This is a genomic window from Flavobacterium sp. GW821-FHT11G01 (genome assembly GCF_058808175.1).
This window is the reverse complement of record NZ_JBXARK010000014.1, coordinates 55,043-75,118: the sequence shown is the minus strand read 5'-3', so window position 1 is coordinate 75,118 and position 20,076 is coordinate 55,043. Positions and strand designations below refer to the sequence as shown.

Sequence of the window (20,076 nt, the reverse complement as noted above, 5' to 3'; positions counted from 1 at the left end):
TTAAGTTGGTAAGAGATAGTTAGATAGTGATTTTTAAAATCTATATTTTAAATTGCATTATTTTGGTGGCAATATTAAAGAAAACTTTCTTATAATTTTATTAAAATATTAACAGAATATTTCTTAATACCACGCTAACCATTTTTCAATAAAAAAGATATATTTGTAGAAATTAATTTATCTTTTGTTTTGAAAAAAAATCTACTAAAAAAACTGCCTTCTTTCAATCTTCAGGAAATGTTGATTGTTTTAGCTATCATAGGAATCTTGCTTTTAATCGCCTTGCCTAACCTGATGCCTTTAATCACAAAGGCTAAAAGTGTAGAAGCACAAGTACAGCTAAAAGCTATCTATAATGCTGAAAAACAGTACTATTTTATGTACTCGAAATACAGCCCTAATTTTACTGAAATAGATTTTGAAGCTCCAAAAACTACAAAAGACAACGGTAGTGCCAACTATGTTTACGAAATTATCCAGTCTGATAATACTGCTTTTAAAGTAAAGGCAACCGCTATTACGGACTTTAATGGAAACGGTGTTTTTAATGTTTGGGAGATCGATCAAAATGGGGTTCCAAAACAAGTTATAAACGACTAAATGTGGTATTTAAAATTAATATTAATCCTCGTTTTTATAATCGTTTTATATCAGGATTTTAACAGTCGTTTGGTATATTGGTTTTTGTATCCTATTATCGGAATTTTAGCTTTCGTAATTCAGTTATACAATCTACCGTTAACAATCGTTTTTTTTAATCTGGGTATTAATTTGTTATTTATTACGCTTATTTTAGGAGTAAGTTATTTATATGTAAAATACAGAAATCTGCATTTTAAAAATGCTATTGGAATTGGAGATATCTTGTTTTTTGTTTTTATCTCCTGTACTTTTTCAATAGTTTCTTTTTTCGTTTTATTTGTTTTTTCTCTCTTGTTTTCATTGATTCTTCATTTTGTATTGAGTAATAAAAAGCAACAGCAAACCGTTCCGCTAGCCGGTTACATGTCACTTTTTTTTGGCGCAGTATATGCCGTTAGTTTTTGTTATTCGAGTACTTTTTTATACGCTTATTAAATGGAGCATTTTGATATCCCAATAGAGTTTCAGCAGCTTGTAAAATCAGAACAGGCTTATTACTACAGAATTATTCCTGTTGGAAAAAATCAGCAAACGGTTTTATTGAAGACAGATACTTCTGATATTGTCAGTCTGCAAAATGAATTAGGAATTTTGCTTAGTTTTCAAGTTGAATTGGAAGCTGATTCCACAGAAAATATAAATCGTTACTTAAGTACCAATTATAGAAAAACAAGCAATAATAGTGTTTCAGAAATTCACTATACCGCTGATTTTTTAGAAAAAATTGTATTGAATGCAAAAGAAATAGGGAGCAGTGATATTCATTTTGAACCTTATGAAAAAAATGCCCGTGTGCGTTTTCGTTTAGATGGAAAACTGAAAGAACAATTTCATATTTCGGTAGAAGAATATCCTATTATTGTCAATAAAATTAAGATACGAGCGCAGCTTGATATTTCTGAAAAACGTTTGCCACAAGACGGGCGTATCACCATGGTAACGGATTATCAGGATTTTGATGTCCGTGTTTCTGTTTTGCCAACTTTGCATGGAGAAAAAGTAGTATTGCGTATTTTAAGTAAAGACACCAGTCATATTGATATTAATTCGCTTGGTTTTACTGAAAAAGAGTTAACTGCTTATCTTGAAAATATTAAACGCCCAAATGGTATTGTTCTTATTTCAGGGCCAACAGGATCTGGAAAAACCACCACATTATATGCCACTTTAAAAAAATTAAATGTCCCGAACACGAATATTTTAACGGTTGAAGATCCTATAGAATATACACTTGAGGGAATCAATCAGGTACAATTAAAAGAAAACATAGGACTTGATTTTGCCACTACCTTAAGAACATTTTTGCGACAAGATCCTGATATTATAATGGTAGGAGAGATTCGTGATGTTAATACGGCCAATATGGCAATTCGCGCAGCTTTGACCGGACACCTTGTTTTATCAACTATTCACACCAATTCCGCCTGGGCGACAGTTTCCAGATTAATCGATATGGGAATTCCGTCATTTTTGATTGCCAGTACCTTAAATATTAGTGTTGCACAACGTTTAGTTCGTAAACTATGCGATTCTTGTAAAAAAGAAGAAATTATTTCGTCTGCCGTTTTTCCAACCGGATTTAAAATCTCAAAAGATCTGGAATCACATCACATTGCGGTCGGATGTGAACACTGTTATCATACGGGATATTCAGGAAGAAAAGCTATTTATGAAATTTTACCAATTGATGCCGAATTATCTAATTTGATTAAAAATAACCAACTCGATATTAACGAGTATCTTGAAGAAAAAAACATATTTACACTAAAACGTAATGCATTGTTATTAATAAAAGAAGGAATTACTTCGGTTGATGAAGTTTTTTCTTTACTCTTGTAGTTTATTTACATAATAAAAGCCTTACAACGGAAATAAATTCATGAAAAAAATAATTGCCCTAATTTTTCTACTCCTCTTTCAAACTTCATTTTCGCAGGAAAATAGAATTGGACAGCTTAAAAACCAAATAGAATCAATTACCGCTGATGCGCCGGGATTAAATGAAAAAATTAATGTTAACATTAAAGAGGCATCCTTGTCTAGTTTTTTACTGGCCGTTTCTCAGGTGCATAAATTAAATATTAGTGTTGCGCCTAATTTGGCTCAAATTAATATCGTCAATAATTTTTCAGATGTTACTGTTGGTGATCTTCTTATCTTTTTATGTAAAGAATATAATCTTACTATTGATTTTACAGGAAATATTCTTTCTATAAAATCTTATGAAAAACCTGTTGAAATTAAAACAGTAAAAACAATCGAAGTTAGTTACGATTTAGCCAATGATTTACTCTCTTTAAATTTAAAAGACGATAAATTATATGATGTCTTTAAAAAAATAATGGATGAAAGTGGTAAAAACTTAGTTTTTGCACCAGGTCTTGAGAACCAGTTATTGACAGTTTACATCAAAAATATGCCCTTTGATGCTGCTTTGAACAAATTGGCATTTGCAAATAATTTGAACGTAAATAAGTCAAGAGATAATTTCTATATTTTTGACAAAATAGAAGGAAATTTTGTGGCAGAAAGCACAGTAGATGCTAATGGTGCAATGAGACTAAATAAACCACAACGACCAAGAAAATCTAACTTTTTCTTTAAAATTGTTGACGCAGACAGAAAGTTGTTAGATGTAGATTTTGAAAATACGCCAATTTCAAGTATTGTTTATGATATTGGCCATGAGCTTGATATTGATATGTTCATTTCTTCTCCGTTAGAAAATGCAGGCAACGGGACAGTAAAAGCCAAGAACATCACTTTTGATGATCTTTTGGTAAAATTATTTGAGACTAAAACAGAAAATGCGCCTTCATTAAGCAATAATTCACAGCAATTTAGTAGTAATTCTGCAGGTAATGGATCGCAATCACAATCTGGTGGTTCTTTTACTTTTATGAAAAATGGTTCTATTTATTATTTTGGAACCAAAGATCAACTAGTAGTTAGAAATATTAAATCGATTGCCTTAATGCACCGCTCTATAGAAATTTTGAGTGACCCTTCAAAAGAGGGAAGAAGTGCAGGCAGATTAAACAACACTAATAATTATTCGAATTATAGCTCTAACTCAAATTCTTCTGACAATAGAACCAATTCAAATTACCAGAATCAGAACAGTAATTATAACAATAATAACAACAACAATAATTCTTCGTCTTCTTACAGTAGTAATCCATCTGAATCCATTTTAACGATTATTCCTGATGAAATTAAAAAAGATCTTGACATAAAAATTGATAAGGAATTAAATAGTTTCTTAGTAAATGGTCCTGCGGCTAATATTGAGCGATTTGAATCTTTTATAAAATATATTGACAAAGCAGTTCCCGTTATTTTGATTGAAGTAATGCTTTTGGAGGTGAACCGAAGTGCTACAGTTGAAACGGGTATCAAAGCTGGAATTGGAGATAAACCGGTTACAACATCGGGAACCGTTTTTCCTAATGCTGATATTAATTTAGGAGCACAAACGATCAACAAAATTATCGATGGTTTTAGCGGATTTGGATCTTTAAATATAGGGAAAGTAGTGCCTAATTTCTATTTAAGTCTGAAGGCAATGGAGACTAATGGAAATTTAAAAGTAAGATCTTCCCCAAGATTATCAACTTTAAATGGACATAAAGCTTATTTGTCTATTGGTGAAACTACTTATTATGTAGTTACTAATCAAAATTATTATGGATCACAAATTCCACAAGCTTCAGAGGTTAAAAATTATCAGCCTATTGATGCTGAATTGTCAGTAACTATTATGCCATTAGTTTCCGGAAACGGACAAATCACTATGGATATTAAAGTAATACAGTCTAGTTTTAATGGACAAAAAGTAGACAAAGATGCGCCTCCGGGAATCAATTCCAGAGAGTTTACTTCGATAATCAGAGTAAAAGACCAGGATTTAATTGTGTTGGGTGGCCTTGAAGAATCGGTAAAAAATGATTCCGGTACAGGAGTACCATTGTTATCTAGAATTCCTATTATTAAATGGCTGTTCAGTTCAAGAAAACGGGAAGATTCTAAGAAAAAATTAAGTGTATTAATTAAACCGACTGTTATTTACTAATGGCTTTACCATCAATAACCTCCTTTTTGCTTGGCAGGCATTACATAGGCGTTGAGCACTTTACCTTAAATAATGAAGATAAAGTTGCATTGTTGTTAGTTGAAAATAAAAAGGAAGGACTGGTAATTTCTAGTAAGAACAGGGTTACTTATAACGGTAAAATTGCAGAAAAGTGGGATGCCAAATTACCTTTCTTTTTAATAATTAATACCAATCAGGTCATTCAAAAAGAGGTTTCAGGTATTGAACCTTCAGATGAAAAATTATTGCATAAAGCATTTCCGAACACAAATTGGGACGAGTTTTATTTTGAAATCTGGAGAGTAAAAACCAAATCTATAATTGCCATTACCAGAAAGTCATATTTGGATGCTATCGTTTCAAACTATAAAACTCAAAATATAGCGATAGCCGGAATTAGTCTTGGCATTTGTTCTATTTCGGATATTATCGATTATACAAATGAAGATGAATTACATACCAATACACAATTAATTTCTAAACAAGAGCAACAACAGCTCATTACTTCAAGTGTTCAGGATAGGTCTATATCGTATACGATAAACGATCTTCAGATAGAGAATAGACAATTGCTGACTTTTTCAGGGGTTCTAAGATTGATTATGAGTACGACTACAAATACAGGTTCGATTATTTCATACAGCGAAACTTTGTATTACGAATACACGCAAAAAGCATTCTTTGTAAAAGGACTGAAAGTTATGGTGGGAACATTATTAGCTATCTTACTATTAAACTTCATTTTTTTTACACACTATTATAAACTCGCTCAGGAAACATCTGAAACGTTATTGGTTAATAAATCTTCCATTGAAGATGTCACTAAATTACGTCAAAGAATACTTGTCAAAGAAGAAAAGGTTAAAACGATTGCTGGCAAAACCACTTCTCAAAGTTCTCTGATTATTAATGAAATTGCCAATAAAGTTCCAAGTTCTATTTTGTTGACAGAAATGACCTTTAATCCATTAGAGAAAAAAGTTAAGATTGATGAACCTATAATTGCTCAGGAAAAAACGATTAGCATTTCAGGAACAACGATCGCAAATTCGGCCTTTACAAATTGGGTAGAAGAAATAGAAAAACTAAATTGGGTAGACAAGGTATTGATTACTCATTTTGGAAAAAATGAAGAGAATGAAACTACATTTTCTGTAAAAGTAACACTGAAATAATATGAAACTGGACAAAAAAAATAAATTGCTTTTGCTTGGATTTCTTGTAGTGCTTTACGTTTGTTATTCATTTGCGATCTCTAATACTGTAAATTATTATCAAGAATACAAGAATAAACAAGAGCAGATAGCTGCAGATAGTAATATGCCTAAACTGGTGGGTCAGTTAATCCAAAAAGAAAAGCAATTAGATGAGGTATTGGCCAATTACGACATAAATGTTTCAGAATCTTTCCAGAATGATTTATTAAAACAGCTGACTTCTTACAGCGATGGTTATCATTTAAAAATCGTTGATTTTCAGGAACCACATATTATATCAGAAAAAGGATTTACTACAACAAGCTATATATTTTCATTAGAAGGCTCCTTTAACGGTTGTTTGGCAGTACTCAATAAAGTAGAAAATAATCCAGCTCTTGGAATTATCAGACATTTAAACTTTATAAAAAAGAAAAATTATAAAACCAATACAGATCAGTTATTTGTAGAAGTTATTATGCAAAAAAACAAAGGAGTTTAAACCACATTTACGACCAAAACCAAACCTTAATAAATTATGAAAAAGACTATTTTATTTTTTGTGGCATTTGCCACCCAGATTTGCTTAGCCCAAAGTGTTTTTCCTACCAATGGAGCTAATGTAGGTATTGGCACGACAAACCCAAGTGAAAAACTGGAAATTTACAATTCAGATACAACCCCAGGAGTTTTATCTTTAAAAAGCTTAAGAAATGATTTTCAATATGTAGATGTTGGACGAATAAGTGCAAAACAAGGAGCAGTAGAAGTATCTAGGATAGGTATGCCCAGATCTGGTGAAACCAATACAGGATATTTTACTTTTTGGACAAAGGCTGGAAATGCAGAAAATTTAACAGAAAAGGTCCGAATCGCTGAAAATGGCAACATGGGAATAGGGACTACATCTCCAAATTCAAAATTAACTATAAGATCAGGTACTTCAGGTGTAAGTATTCACCCTGGCTCGGGTACAAATTCTTATTTTGGAACAATAGCTTTTAATAGAGAATCTGGAACTGGAGAAATATTTGATAGCAGAGCTTTTGCATTTCAGATAAATAATGGAAATAATGTCTACGATAAAAATCTTCATTTTCAAATTTATAATACTGATGGAACATTAATTACTAATGATGCATTAGTAATTAATGGAAATACAGGAGGGAATATAGGAATAGGCACATCATACCCAGATTCTAAACTAGCTGTAAATGGCACAATCCATTCCAAAGAAGTAAAAGTAGATTTGTCAGGTTGGCCAGATTATGTTTTTAAAAAAGAATACGATTTGCCAACACTTGAAGAAGTAGAAAAACATATCATTGAAAAAGGACATTTAGAAAATATTCCAAGTGAAGAAGAAGTGTTGAAAAATGGAGTCAATTTAGGAGAAATGAATGCTAAGCTTTTACAGAAAATCGAGGAGTTGACACTTTATATGATTGAAATGAAAAAGGAGAATGAAATGGTAAAAAAGGAAAATAAATTAATGAAGAAAAATCAACTAGAGCTAGAGAGAAGAATTATAAAAATCGAAAATAAATAATGCAATGAAAAAGACAATTTTACTAGTTGTGGCATTTGCTACACAAATAAACTTTGCCCAAAATGTTTTTCCTTTACCTTCAGGTAATGTTGGTATTGGCACTACTAACCCTTTAGCAAAATTAGAAGTGAATAGCGGCAATATACTTGTTAGAAATTTGTTGTCAAATGCAGAGAATGAATCTTCGATAATGATTGCACATTCTATTAATTTTAGTAATTATGATACCTTCGGAACTTCTATAAGAAGCATTACTCAAAGCGCTGGTTATAATACTTATGGGATGCAATTTTTCACACAAGAATCTTTCCTGACAGGCCAAACTGAAAAAATAAGGATTCAAGGAAATGGTAATGTAGGTATTGGTACGACAAATCCAGCTTATAAACTAGATGTGTTTGGAGCTGGACATTTTAAAGTGCCGGATGATCAATCTGGAGGGGGAGCATTAACTATTGAGACATATAATGGTACGGTTCTTAAGTTTGGTGGAAATACAACATATAGTTGGATACAATCACATATGTCATTACCTCTTTATATCAATGAACTTGGTAATAACACAATACTAAATGTCAAGTATGGGAATGTTGGAATTGGTACATCAATTCCAGATGCAAAACTTGCCGTAAACGGAACCATTCACTCCAAAGAAGTTAAAGTAGATATGTTAGGCTGGTCTGATTTTGTTTTCAAAAAAGAATACAATTTACCAACACTGGAAGAAGTCGAAAAACATATTACTGAAAAAGGACATTTAGAAAATATTCCAAGTGAAGAAGAAGTTTTGAAAAACGGAATTAATTTGGGTGAAATCAATGCTAAGCTTTTGCAAAAAATAGAAGAGTTGACACTTTATATGATTGAAATGAAAAAAGAAAATGAGGAGATGAAAAAACAAAACAATTTAATTAAAGTTGAAAATGACTTAATTAAAAAAAATCAGATTGATTTAGAGAAACAAATTAAAAATCTTGTAAAAAAATAATTATGAAGAGATATATAGTTTTTTTTGTAACATTGGCCTCACAGATAAATTTTGCCCAAAATAGTTTTCCGTTACCTTCAGGAAATGTTGGAATAGGAACAACTAGTCCATTATACATGTTACATATAAATGGTTATCATAATAATTCTCAAATTTTAGTGCATTCTTTAGGAGGTGGTGACGATGCGCGCCAGGCTGATCTAATGCTTTGGTCGAGTGAACCAGAAGTAAGTTATTCCGGAGTTGGAATTGGTAATAATGTTGCAGTATCTACAAGTAGAGGAATGCATTTATTAAATGTTATAAGAGGAGGATCATATCTTAGATTATTAGATAATTCTATGTCTTTTGGTATTGTTTCATCATCTGGTGTAAATAAGGAGGTGTTAGCTTTTGATACACAAGGAAACGCCGGTTTTGGCACAAACTCGCCTGTCAGCAAATTATCTATTGCTGGCTCACTAACAATAAATGGAGGATTAACAAATACTTTGGCTAGGCCATCAATTACTAATAAGGCCTTGCTAACAGGGGAAATTAGAGGTTATAGTAATGGTGGAAATGATTATGATGATGGTTTTTTAAGAATTTCAGCTGGAGGTGGGACAACTCCAGGAATTAAATCTTATATAGATTTGTCAGGTTATTCGACAGTACCAGACATGAACGGGAATATTGTTTTTGGAACTTATGGTACTGAACGTATGCGTATCGATCGAAATGGTTACGTTGGCATTGGAACATTAGCTCCAGATTCAAAACTAGCCGTAAACGGAACAATCCATTCAAAAGAAGTAAAAGTCGATATGACAGGCTGGTCAGATTTTGTTTTCAAAAAAGAATACAATTTGCCAACACTCGAAGAAGTTGAAAAACATATTACTGAAAAAGGACATTTAGAAAACATTCCAAGTGAAGAAGAAGTTTTAAAAAATGGAGTGAATTTAGGTGAAATGAATGCTAAGCTTTTGCAGAAGATAGAAGAGTTGACTTTATATATGATTGAAATGAAGAAAGATATTATTATTCTAAAAGAAGAAAACAAAGCTTTGAAAGCAAAAAATAGATAACAATCGATTTACAGATAATCTTTTATTAAAATTATAAATTAAATTATTATGAAAAAATATGCCCTACTTCTAATGTTGTTTATTACAATGCTAAGTAATGCTCAAAACTATAATAATATTATTAACTATACAGGAAGTAATGTTCCCAATTATGGAGTTAAGATAAAAACAAATATACCATTTACTCCTTCCAGTCAAATGCCAACTATAAATATAACTGGGTATAATTATAATACAAGTGAAACTATCAATCTAACTATTGCTTATTATGTTTATTCTGGCGGAGCAAATTTTAGTGATCCTGTAAATTATTTTTTCACACATTATGTAGCATCTTCATCAGGAAGTTATATCCCTCCAGTTTATTTATCAAATGAAAATGGAAAAGTAGTCATTTTTATAAATGATAAATCATATTTTCAAAGATTTACTGTAAGTGTATTTGCTCATGGGATACTGGAAAATAGCGGCTGGTTTCAAGGTTGGACAGCAGTCGATGAACCAATGACAGGAACAAAAACAGTCGAAATTCCATATCAAAACAGGTTCAAAGGCAATATTTATCTATCTGGAAATAGCATTTGGAATGCTTCAGGCAGTGTAGGAATAGGAACTGAAAATCCAGATGCTAAATTAGCCGTAAACGGAACAATTCACTCTAAAGAAGTAAAAGTAGATTTAAATGTTCCTGCACCAGATTATGTTTTCGCTAATGATTATAAATTAAGAAGTTTAAAAGAAGTAGAAACGTATGTAAATCAAAATAATCATTTACCTGAAATTCCTTCTGCCAAAGAATTTGAGAAGAATGGAATACAATTAGCAGAAATGAATATGGCACTTTTGAAGAAAGTCGAGGAGTTAACACTTTATGCTATAGAACAACAAAAAAATACGCAAAATCTCACTAAAATAATTGAAGAGCAGAATAAGAGGTTAGAAGTTCTTGAAAAAGGAAAGAAATAGAATTATTTTACTATAGCAAAGCCACTTCATTGAAGTGGCTTTTTGTTTTAGGGACTTTTGAATTAGCTGGGAAACTAACTGATAAAAAGCCTCCCGACTGAATAAAAAAGGGAGTAGAGCCGTTATTAATCAATTATTTTATTGGTGGTGTAGTACTAAAACAATAATGTCTTACTAGTTTTATAAAAATTAAATTATTGCAATAGTTGTTAAATATTGTTTTTATTCCTAGTAAATGCGCTTAAAAAACGGGTTAAATAAATTATTTTAATAAATAATTAGCTAAAATGTGGAAACCCGTAAGGTTTTTGTAAAGCAGATACTTAGATTTGTGCGAACTATTCTTCCCAAATTTAACCAATTGATATGAAAAACCTTTTTTATCATTATTTAAACTACTTCAAATTATTCTCTTCAAAAAATCAAATAAGAGAAATCCTTTCAAGCTATTTTTTAATACCTCAACCAATCTAATTTGCATTTTATTATAACTGTAAAATGTATTTAGATAAAATGTACTCACTAAACAATATTACATTTTATCTCTTTTGATTGATATTGTAGATCTGATATTTAGTGCATTTTATTGCACCAATTGATGCTGTAATTATTGCCAACAATTAAGTTACTAACTATTCACAAAAACAATTTAAATTATAAATGGAAATTAGACCAACCTTTAATATTACTGTTTTAAAAAAAATAAGATCGAGTTTTTATAACCAATCAGAAAACACAAATTTGCTTCAAACGAATCATATTAGTGATACTTTAAAGCTAGGTATATTTTTGTTATTTACTATTGTATTCATTCCTTTAAAAAGTTTATCCCAGGATCAAACTCGTGATTTTCGACCTAATTTAGCAGCTTATAGTCCAAATACGGCTGCTTTTTTGAAATATGGAGATCAACCTGTAAGTAAATACACAGGGATTCCCAGTATATCTATTCCTATTTATACTATTAGTAGTGATAATTTTGATTTGCCTATAGTACTTTCCTATCATGCCGGAGGTATTAAAATTGAAGAAGAAGCTTCATGGGCAGGACTCGGCTGGTCATTAAATTATGGTGGACAGATATCCCGTGTAATCAGAGGTCGAGACGATTTTGAAGTTAAAGGTTTCTTTAAAACTGCCAAGCCATTTAAAGATCCTAATGCTGCCAACGCATTGTACCCTAATACTCAGGTAATCAATGGTAAATATGTGCCTTTGAAAGCGGTAAACGGAACAACCGAATTGTATATCAACAGAGATGGTTCATATTACGGTATTGGACAACCGAATGATTTCGGGAGTCAAATAGGTCCCGATGGAGAGCCTGATATTTTTAATTTTCAGGCAGGCAGTTATTCCGGTAAATTCATTATTGATCGACCGAGTGTAATTGGTGAAACTTATTCAATTAAGTTGTTAAGTAGTGAAAGTAAATTAAAAATCACTCTTAATACATCGGATAATAGCTTTACAATCATTACACCTGACGGTGTTTTTTATGAGTATGCTGTTAAAGATTTACAACAAAACATGACAACAGATGGACCTGAAGTTATTGGGAAAAAACTCTTTGATCAGAATTATTTTTATTATCCAGCATCGAAAAAGCGCCAGTATACAACTACTTGGTATCTTTCAAAAATTGTTCTGACAAATGGAAAAATCGTAGAGTTTGGTTATACAAGCGAAGATGTTGTATCCTTTAGCAGAAATCAGACAATTACTATGGCCGTTAACAAGCCTGCTGATGATATTCAGAATGAAGCTTTGGGATATTTCACTAATATACCTCCTTTCATTATTACAAAATCTATCACTACACAAAAACTTATCAATTCTATTAAACTGGGAGGTCTTCTTATAAATTTTACCAAAATAAATGATCGAACCGATATTCGTTGTGAACCGCAAACACAGCAGGCCGGCAGATTATCACAAATTGCTATTGGTTACAATGGTGCAATTTTTAAGACTTTCATGTTATGGCAGGATTATTTTGATGCCGGTACCAACAGTGGAGATTTATATAATAAGCGTCTAAGACTGTATAGATGTAGCGAATTTAGTCAGGGACAATTTGAAACACATACTTTTTCGTATAATTCTGAAGTCGATGGCGTTACAAAAAACCTACCAGAAAAAGACGCTTTTAGCCAGGATTATTGGGGATATTATAACGGTAAAGCCAACAATGTACCGTTTTTGGTACCTAACCTGAAAGAGTTTAGTTTATATCCAAGTTATGCATCTGATATTGCAACAAAATTTTCGGACAGATCTGTTGATGCAAAGTATGCCGCCATTGGGGCGCTATCACAAATTACATATCCAACTGGAGGGGTTACCAAATTTGTTTATGAATCTAACGATTTCTCCAACGTGGCTTCAATTACTAGTAGTAATGTTCAGGGACTATCAAATTTAACTGGTCCACCTGTAGGTTATGATACAGCTGATCCTAGTTATCCTTTAAACTATGGAAATATTCAGGGCGGGGGAATACGAATAAAAAAAATTTTCACATATGATTGTAATTCGGACAAGGTAAAAGAAACTCGATATGAATATAGCAATAATGGAGTAAGTACAGGAAAACTAATGTTTCAAATGATATTTCACGGAAGCGATGAAGAAAACTATTCGTATCCTTATACTAATGGAGGGCAAGGCGGAACTGTTTATTCAAAAAAATATGTGACAAGAGTAAGTTCAAATAGTACTTACAGTTTGGGCAGCGGCGCACAAGGATCGCCTGTTGGGTATTCAAATGTCAAAGAGTTTATCAATGGGCAGCTTCAGGAAGAAGATTTTTTTGAAAATAAAGTTGAAAAACAGCACTCAGGTTTTCACTTTGGTATACAACAGGGATGTGGCACATTTGAACTCCCATGTCTGGTATATATTCCTGGAATGTTTTCTTATCAAATAACAGGATCTCAATATGTATATAATCGTTCTCAAATAAACTTTTCGGCATCAAACGTACCTAATATAATAAATTATTCGAACGGGGCTTTGATAAAAAAAATTATTTACAAAACCATTTCCGGTACTTCATCTCCTATTGCAGAAACTGTGTATGGATATGAAAAAATTGATAAAGGTTATGTTGAAGGTTTAGTTGAAAGACAATATATTCCTGGCGGCGATAATTCTTCATGTGCAGCCTACTTTTATAAAGTACCAATGTCGGTAAATTTATTAAAAACACAGGTAACTACAAGTTTTGAAGGTGCAGCCCAGATTACAGAAACCGTCAACATGAGTTACAATGCAGATAATCAACTTTCAGCAAAATCAAAAAACAATAGTAAAGGACAGCCATTACAAGAAAAATATTTCTATCCTCAGGATATTGTTTTAACACCTGGTAATTTTCCTGGTCAACCCGCAACAACATATTCGCAAATGACCTTGCAAAATCAAATTGACCAGCCGGTAAAAGTTGAGAATTATACTGGTAGTACATTAATGAATGCTTTCGAAACAATCTCTCAACAAGTAGGCTCTGTTGCTGTTACTAATGCAGGAATATTTAAGCCTGTCACAACAAAAGAATATAAGCAGCAAATACTGACAAATGAAACAACATACAAATACGATAACCAGGGGAATTTGAAAGAAGCAAAAAGAAACGGTGGTGCACCGGTTTCCTATTTGTGGAATTATGAAAAATCGTATCCGGTTGCTGAGGCTAAGAACGCGGATGCAGCAGATATTGCTTACACAAGCTTTGAAACCGATGATGATGGCGGATGGACAAGAAGTGGTACCATTTTAACTGATGGGGTAACAGGTCTTCGATCATTGAATGGATCTGTAAGCTTTCCAACAAATCCTGCAAAAAGTTATCTGGTTTCTGTATGGGGTAAAACAGGTACGACAATAACAATTAACGGACAAGCACTACAGGTAAAGGCTGTTGCCGGAACATACAATCAATACGAACTGACGGTAACTGGATCATCTAGCGTAACTGTAGCCGGATTGAATATCGATGAAGTAAGACTATATCCTACAGGATCATTGATGTCAACTTATACCTTCAAACCTTTTGTTGGAATGAGTTCAGAAAACAGCGCCAATAATAATATCAAATATTATGAATACGATTTATGGAACAGACTCTCTATAACAAAGGATAGAGACAAGAACATTCTCAATCGAAATGAATATAAATTGACAGGATCCCGAAGTTCGTGCAACATTTTTTTGAGCAAAAAAGCAGTAGCATCTGTTTATCCTCAATGTGCTTCTAATGCTTTTGGGATACCAGTCACCATTACAATCCCCGAAGCAGAGAACTATTCTTTAATTTCTCAAGCTGATGCAGATGGCAAATCTAATGCCCTTGCCCAATCATTAGGAAGCGGTCAAGGAGTGTGTGTTCCAAAACTTTACTTAAACTACATACAAGAAAATGGAGGCACTTCAATTACTATTGGTTTTACCCCCCCTGAAGGTTCAAATGAATTTGTAGTGAGTTGGAATGATATAACGTATCATCAATATAGTGGACAAACTCCGGTAAGCTCAACCTCTCCTGTAATTAATTTGCCTGCAACAGGTAGAACTTACACAATTAGTATAACCGCAAAATATGGAGTTTATTCAACATCTGATGGTAGGAATTTCTCTTTTGAATCCTTTGGAAATGTTACGATGAGCCAAAATTTCATCAAAGCCAGTTGCTCATGCCCAGTTGCTTATACAGTACATGCAGGTACATATACTGCAGATACACAAGCCGCTGCAAATCAAATGGCACAGAATGACATTAATACTAATGGGCAGGCTTATGTGAATAGCCACTAATATAATAGGTCAGAAGCTAAGAGGATTGAGATCTATTTAAACCTTCATTGAATGCTTTCTCTTCTACTGAATTTTGTTTTATTATTAAAGAGATTATAAAATACATACATGACATATTTAATTTAGGCAGTAAGATTCACGCGAACAAAATATAAATGATTGCTCGAAATCAATTCTGCTATAAACAATAACAAAAAAGAATATGAGAAAAATATTAAACCTTTTTTTGGTTTTATTTCCAATTGTAGCCGCATGTCAAACTCAAACAGAGAATTACATTAAAACTACAGTTTATAAAGTTCCTTCCCAAACTGTAATTACGGCACCAACAATTACGCAAGCCAATCAAAATATTACTTATTTCGATGGACTTGGTCGTCCTTTACAAGAGATTGCCTATCTACAGTCAGGATCTGGAAAAGACATTGTTACACCTATAGAATATGATGGTTTTGGTCGCTCCGAAAAAGAATATTTGCCATATGTTCCTATTTCTGCAGGTTCGCTGAATTTTATCAACACCGCACTGACCGATGTTAAGAATTACACTCAATATGCAGGTCAAAATCCTTTTAGCCAAAAATTAATTGAAGCCTCTCCTTTAAGCAGAGTACTTAAACAAGCATCACCAGGAAGTGTCAGCGATTGGGCTTTAAGTTCAGGACATGAAATAAAATTTGATTATCAATCTAATATCGCAGGAGAAGTAAAATTATATACTGTTATCACAACCTGGGATTCAGATAAAAAAATATACAACACCAGTTTAGGGAATAATGATGGTAGTGTTTTTTATGAAGCCAACCAATTGTATAAAACAATAACATACGATGAAAACACAGCTGCAACTCCTAATGAAATAAACGGTTCAACAGTAGAATTTAAAAATAAGCAAAATCAGATAGTTCTAAAAAGAACATATGAAACAGGTGTAAAACACGACACTTATTATGTATATGATGATTTTGGCAATTTAACTTATGTATTGCCTCCCAAAAGTCAGGTTAACCCTAACATCATTACAACGGGCTATAATAACTTTTCTACTTATATTTATCAAAATGTTTTTTCAGGCGCTAGCGGCGGGGGCGGCGTTACTATAGATATTACTAATAATACATTAACAGTAGCCTTCAGCGGAGGTTTTTCTCCATCAATGTTGAACACAACTCCCCAGGATCTTCCTACAACTCCCTGCATGTTGCCTGATATGTATTTGGGAACTATTTGTGCAGGAAACTATAGTGTGGTAATTATTGGCGGTAAACTTAAATTAAATTATATTACTGGTGGAGCGGTCACCAGTTTCGGTGGTACTTTTTCTTTTCCACTATCAACAAACTGTAGTCCACAGGCCCCTAATCTAATTACTCAGATTCCTGTTGACGATCTATCTACAGTAATTATAAATTCAGGCAATGCCCCGCTTAATTTAACAGCTACCAATTCCATTCGACTAATTAATGGATTTCATGCACAGGCAGGCAGTACTTTTAGTGCAAAAATTATCTCTGGTAATACGGTATTAGATAATTTATGCTATCAATATAAATATGATGGTGCAAATCGATTGGTTGAGAAAAAATTACCAGGTAAAGACTGGGAATATATTGTTTATGATATGCTTGACAGGCCTGTGTTAACACAAGATGCAAATTTAAGAGCGAAGAAAAAATGGTTATTCACAAAATACGATGCACTTAACAGACCTGTTTATACAGGTGAATATTTTAACGACAGCCAAATAACCAGAGCTAATGTGCAAAGTTTGGCTAATGGTAGTATTTTGTTCGAAACCAGACAAGCTACAGCCCAAGCAATTTTAGGAACAAGTATAAATTATACCAATGTCGCTTTTCCTAATTCAGGAATTGATTTGTTTACTATTTATTACTATGATGATTATCTCAATATAAATCTGGAAAATGGTATTGCAGCAAATGCGGTCTCATATGGAGTAACGCCTGTCAGTAATGTACAAGGTTTGAGTACCTGTTCTAAAATTCGTGTTTTAGAAACCGCTAACTGGATAACAAATGTCATTTATTATGACAATAAATTGAGAACTATTTACAACTATAATAAAAATAATTTTCTCAATATAGAAAGTACAGTAAAAAATCAGTTTGATTTTACAGGAAAAGTTCTTGAAACTACGACTACACATCAAAAAGGGACCAATGGAATTCTTACAATAGTTGATACCTTTACTTACGATAATGCAGGAAGACAACTTACACAACAACAAAAAATAAACACCCAGACTCCTGAAATTATAGTTTCAAATTCTTATGATGATTTAGGACAATTAATTACTAAAGGTGTTGGTGGGAAAATTAGCCAATCGCGTTTACAGACTGTAAACCTTACCTATAATATTCGTGGATGGCTAAAAGGAATTAACGATTCAGATACTAATAATGCAGCTATTACAATGGGTGCTGGTGATTTATTTGGTTTTCAAATTAATTATAACAATCCTTCTTCGGGGAAAGCATTGTACAACGGAAATATCAGTCAGACATTCTGGAAAACAGCTAATGCAGATACAAGTTTAAAAAATTACAATTACTCCTATGATAATTTGAATAGATTAGTGGATGCCACTGATAATCTAGGTAAGTTTAGTGAAACCATGAAATATGATAAAAATGGAAATATCATTTATCTCAAACGTATGGGTGAAGTTGTAGGTGATGCTGTAGTACCTAATATTAATGTAGCAGCTCATTTTGGTGTTATGGATGACCTGACTTATACTTATGATTCAGGAAATAAACTCATGAAAGTAGCAGATGCAGCTCCAGTTGATCAATATGGGTTTAAAGATGATGCATTAAACCAGATTGCAGATACTCAAGACGATTATAAATATGATAATAACGGAAATATGATTGGTGATACCAATAAAGGTTTAACCGATATAACATATAATCACCTAAATTTACCTACAAAAATAACTTTAAACACAGGTGTTATTGATTATAAATATGATGCTACCGGTGTAAAACAGCAGAAAATAGTAAACGGAATCACTACTGATTATGCAGGAGGTTTTATTTATGAAAATAATAACTTAAAGTTTCTATCACAGCCTGAAGGTTATATTACTAATAATAATGAAACTTATGATTATATTTACCAATATAGAGATCATTTAGAAAATGTTAGGTTGAGTTATGGTGACATAGATAACAATGGAAGTATTTCAATTAATGAAATTATTGAAGAAAATAATTATTACCCATTTGGTTTAAAACAAAAAGGATATAATTATGTAACAATAATTGGTAAAGGAAATTCGACTGCGCAAAAATATAAGTTTCAAGGTCAAGAACGACAAGAAGAACTGGGATTGAATTGGGACAATTTAAAGTGGAGAAATTATGACCCGGCTATCGGCAGGTTTATGTCTGTAGATCCTTTGGCTCCCGATTTTCCTCAATGGTCGCCTTATGTTTTTAGCGGAAACTTAGTTGTTGTTTCTAAAGAATTAGAAGGAATGGAACCTAAATTCATGATTGATAACGGAAGATTGACCTCAGGAATGGTCTCTTTATTAAATGCAGCATATGGCTACTCAATCTCATCTTTAGAAGAGACAAGTTGGGTTTTATGGTCAGATCAAAGAGTTGTTGCATGGTATAGATTAATGGGTAATCCGTCAGCAACTACTAAAGGATATGCGATTGCTCACGATGGAGGCTACAATAATGGTAAAGGCCGAAATGATGATGAATGGTTTGGATTAATCGCTCATGAGCAAAGTCATAGGGAAGATTTTGAAAATGAGGGACCTTCATTTTACATAAAGTATGGTCTACAGGGTGTTACAGGTTATAAAAACATTGATACTGAAGAAAAAGCTTTTAAAAATGGAAGTAATGATGATCCGAAAATTAAAGATTATGCGGACAAACTACTTGCTTACAAAAAAGGAGAGGTCATGGAAATTTTTAAAAATGGTGGATTGACAAATAATCAAAAAGCTTCATTTTTGCAGAGTACAGGAGCAAGATTCAGAAGGGATGTTATTTTGAGCGATCGTATTTCTTATGCTAATTCAAGACTCTCAAATATTAGGAAAGAAATAACCAAAGTAAAAATGACGCCAGGTGTTCAAAAATTCTACAATCGATATATTAATTATTATAATAAGATTATACAAGATTCAACAGAGGAACAAGATGAAATTACCGAAAAATATGGATATTAAAAAAATAGTTTTGCTGATTATTGTATGTTTTCATTTTGGAAGCTGTTTCCAGTTTAATGGAGAAAAAATAGAAATAAATTATAGAGATAAAACGATCAAGGTTTTATCGGACGATTATATAATTGAATCCGTGATGATGAAAAATAATCAAACAAAATATTATGTTTTGGAGTTGAAAGACACAATAAAAGGAAGTAATGTAATTAATTTCAAAAATAAGCCTGTAGGGTATAATATTGTTGTAGATAGCTTAGAGCACTATTGTTCGTTAACTCCGGATATCCATTCACCTGGAGTATGGGTAACAATTATAAAAAAAGGTTTAAAAAGTAAATCTGATGAAGATAATTTTAATGAAATTCAATATTTTAATTATGATAAACTGCCATGTGGATCAACATTAATTGATACAATTACAGCAAGTAATCCATATAAATAAGTACAATCATTAGGTTCGTATCTAAGAAAATATTTGAATTTGAAGAAATAATGGTTGCTATGTATAATAGCATCAGAGTTTTCTCCATTCTTGATAAAAAAA

General features: G+C 32.3%; 13 protein-coding genes. All 13 read left to right on the top strand.

Annotated elements, in window-relative coordinates; translation table 11 throughout:
• Positions 1–189 precede the first annotated feature (189 nt).
• The 13 genes from AC1RRN_RS20465 to AC1RRN_RS20405 all read left to right on the top strand — a co-directional run bounded on the left by AC1RRN_RS20465 (position 190) and on the right by AC1RRN_RS20405 (position 19,974).
• Complete coding sequence (locus AC1RRN_RS20465) at positions 190–600, top strand: type IV pilin protein (RefSeq protein ID WP_492969077.1); 411 nt, start codon at positions 190–192, stop codon at positions 598–600.
• On the top strand, positions 601–1,077 hold the full coding sequence (locus tag AC1RRN_RS20460; RefSeq protein WP_492969076.1) for a hypothetical protein: 477 nt from the start codon (positions 601–603) through the stop codon (positions 1,075–1,077).
• Positions 1,078–2,481 (top strand): GspE/PulE family protein, encoded by a 1,404-nt coding sequence (locus AC1RRN_RS20455; protein ID WP_492969075.1) that lies wholly within the window; start codon positions 1,078–1,080, stop codon positions 2,479–2,481. It abuts the gene before it with no gap.
• 40 nt (positions 2,482–2,521) lie between these two features.
• Positions 2,522–4,714 carry a type II secretion system protein GspD gene (locus tag AC1RRN_RS20450; protein ID WP_492969074.1) on the top strand — a complete coding sequence of 731 codons (2,193 nt, stop codon included), beginning with the start codon at positions 2,522–2,524 and terminating at the stop codon, positions 4,712–4,714.
• On the top strand, positions 4,714–5,910 hold the full coding sequence (locus AC1RRN_RS20445) for a hypothetical protein (RefSeq protein ID WP_492969073.1): 1,197 nt from the start codon (positions 4,714–4,716) through the stop codon (positions 5,908–5,910). The genes AC1RRN_RS20450 and AC1RRN_RS20445 overlap by 1 nt, the downstream gene beginning before the upstream one ends.
• Position 5,911: 1 nt before the next feature.
• On the top strand, positions 5,912–6,433 hold the full coding sequence (locus tag AC1RRN_RS20440; RefSeq protein WP_492969072.1) for a hypothetical protein: 522 nt from the start codon (positions 5,912–5,914) through the stop codon (positions 6,431–6,433).
• Positions 6,434–6,469: 36 nt separating this feature from the next.
• Positions 6,470–7,480 (top strand): hypothetical protein, encoded by a 1,011-nt coding sequence (locus tag AC1RRN_RS20435; RefSeq protein WP_492969071.1) that lies wholly within the window; start codon positions 6,470–6,472, stop codon positions 7,478–7,480.
• Between the two features lie 4 nt (positions 7,481–7,484).
• A complete protein-coding gene (locus AC1RRN_RS20430) occupies positions 7,485–8,468 on the top strand; it encodes a hypothetical protein (RefSeq protein WP_492969070.1) in 984 nt (327 codons plus the stop codon).
• Between the two features lie 2 nt (positions 8,469–8,470).
• Positions 8,471–9,538 carry a hypothetical protein gene (locus tag AC1RRN_RS20425; RefSeq protein WP_492969069.1) on the top strand — a complete coding sequence of 356 codons (1,068 nt, stop codon included), beginning with the start codon at positions 8,471–8,473 and terminating at the stop codon, positions 9,536–9,538.
• A gap of 48 nt (positions 9,539–9,586) precedes the next feature.
• Entirely contained in the window at positions 9,587–10,504 is a 918-nt protein-coding gene (locus tag AC1RRN_RS20420; protein WP_492969068.1) for a hypothetical protein, read from the top strand.
• Positions 10,505–11,164: 660 nt separating this feature from the next.
• On the top strand, positions 11,165–15,319 hold the full coding sequence (locus tag AC1RRN_RS20415) for a DUF5977 domain-containing protein (protein ID WP_492969067.1): 4,155 nt from the start codon (positions 11,165–11,167) through the stop codon (positions 15,317–15,319).
• A 202-nt stretch (positions 15,320–15,521) separates the two neighbouring features.
• Positions 15,522–19,535 carry a DUF6443 domain-containing protein gene (locus tag AC1RRN_RS20410; protein ID WP_492969066.1) on the top strand — a complete coding sequence of 1,338 codons (4,014 nt, stop codon included), beginning with the start codon at positions 15,522–15,524 and terminating at the stop codon, positions 19,533–19,535.
• A complete protein-coding gene (locus AC1RRN_RS20405) occupies positions 19,507–19,974 on the top strand; it encodes a hypothetical protein (protein ID WP_492969065.1) in 468 nt (155 codons plus the stop codon). Before AC1RRN_RS20410 ends, AC1RRN_RS20405 begins: the two co-directional genes overlap by 29 nt.
• The last annotated feature ends 102 nt before the right edge of the window (positions 19,975–20,076 follow it).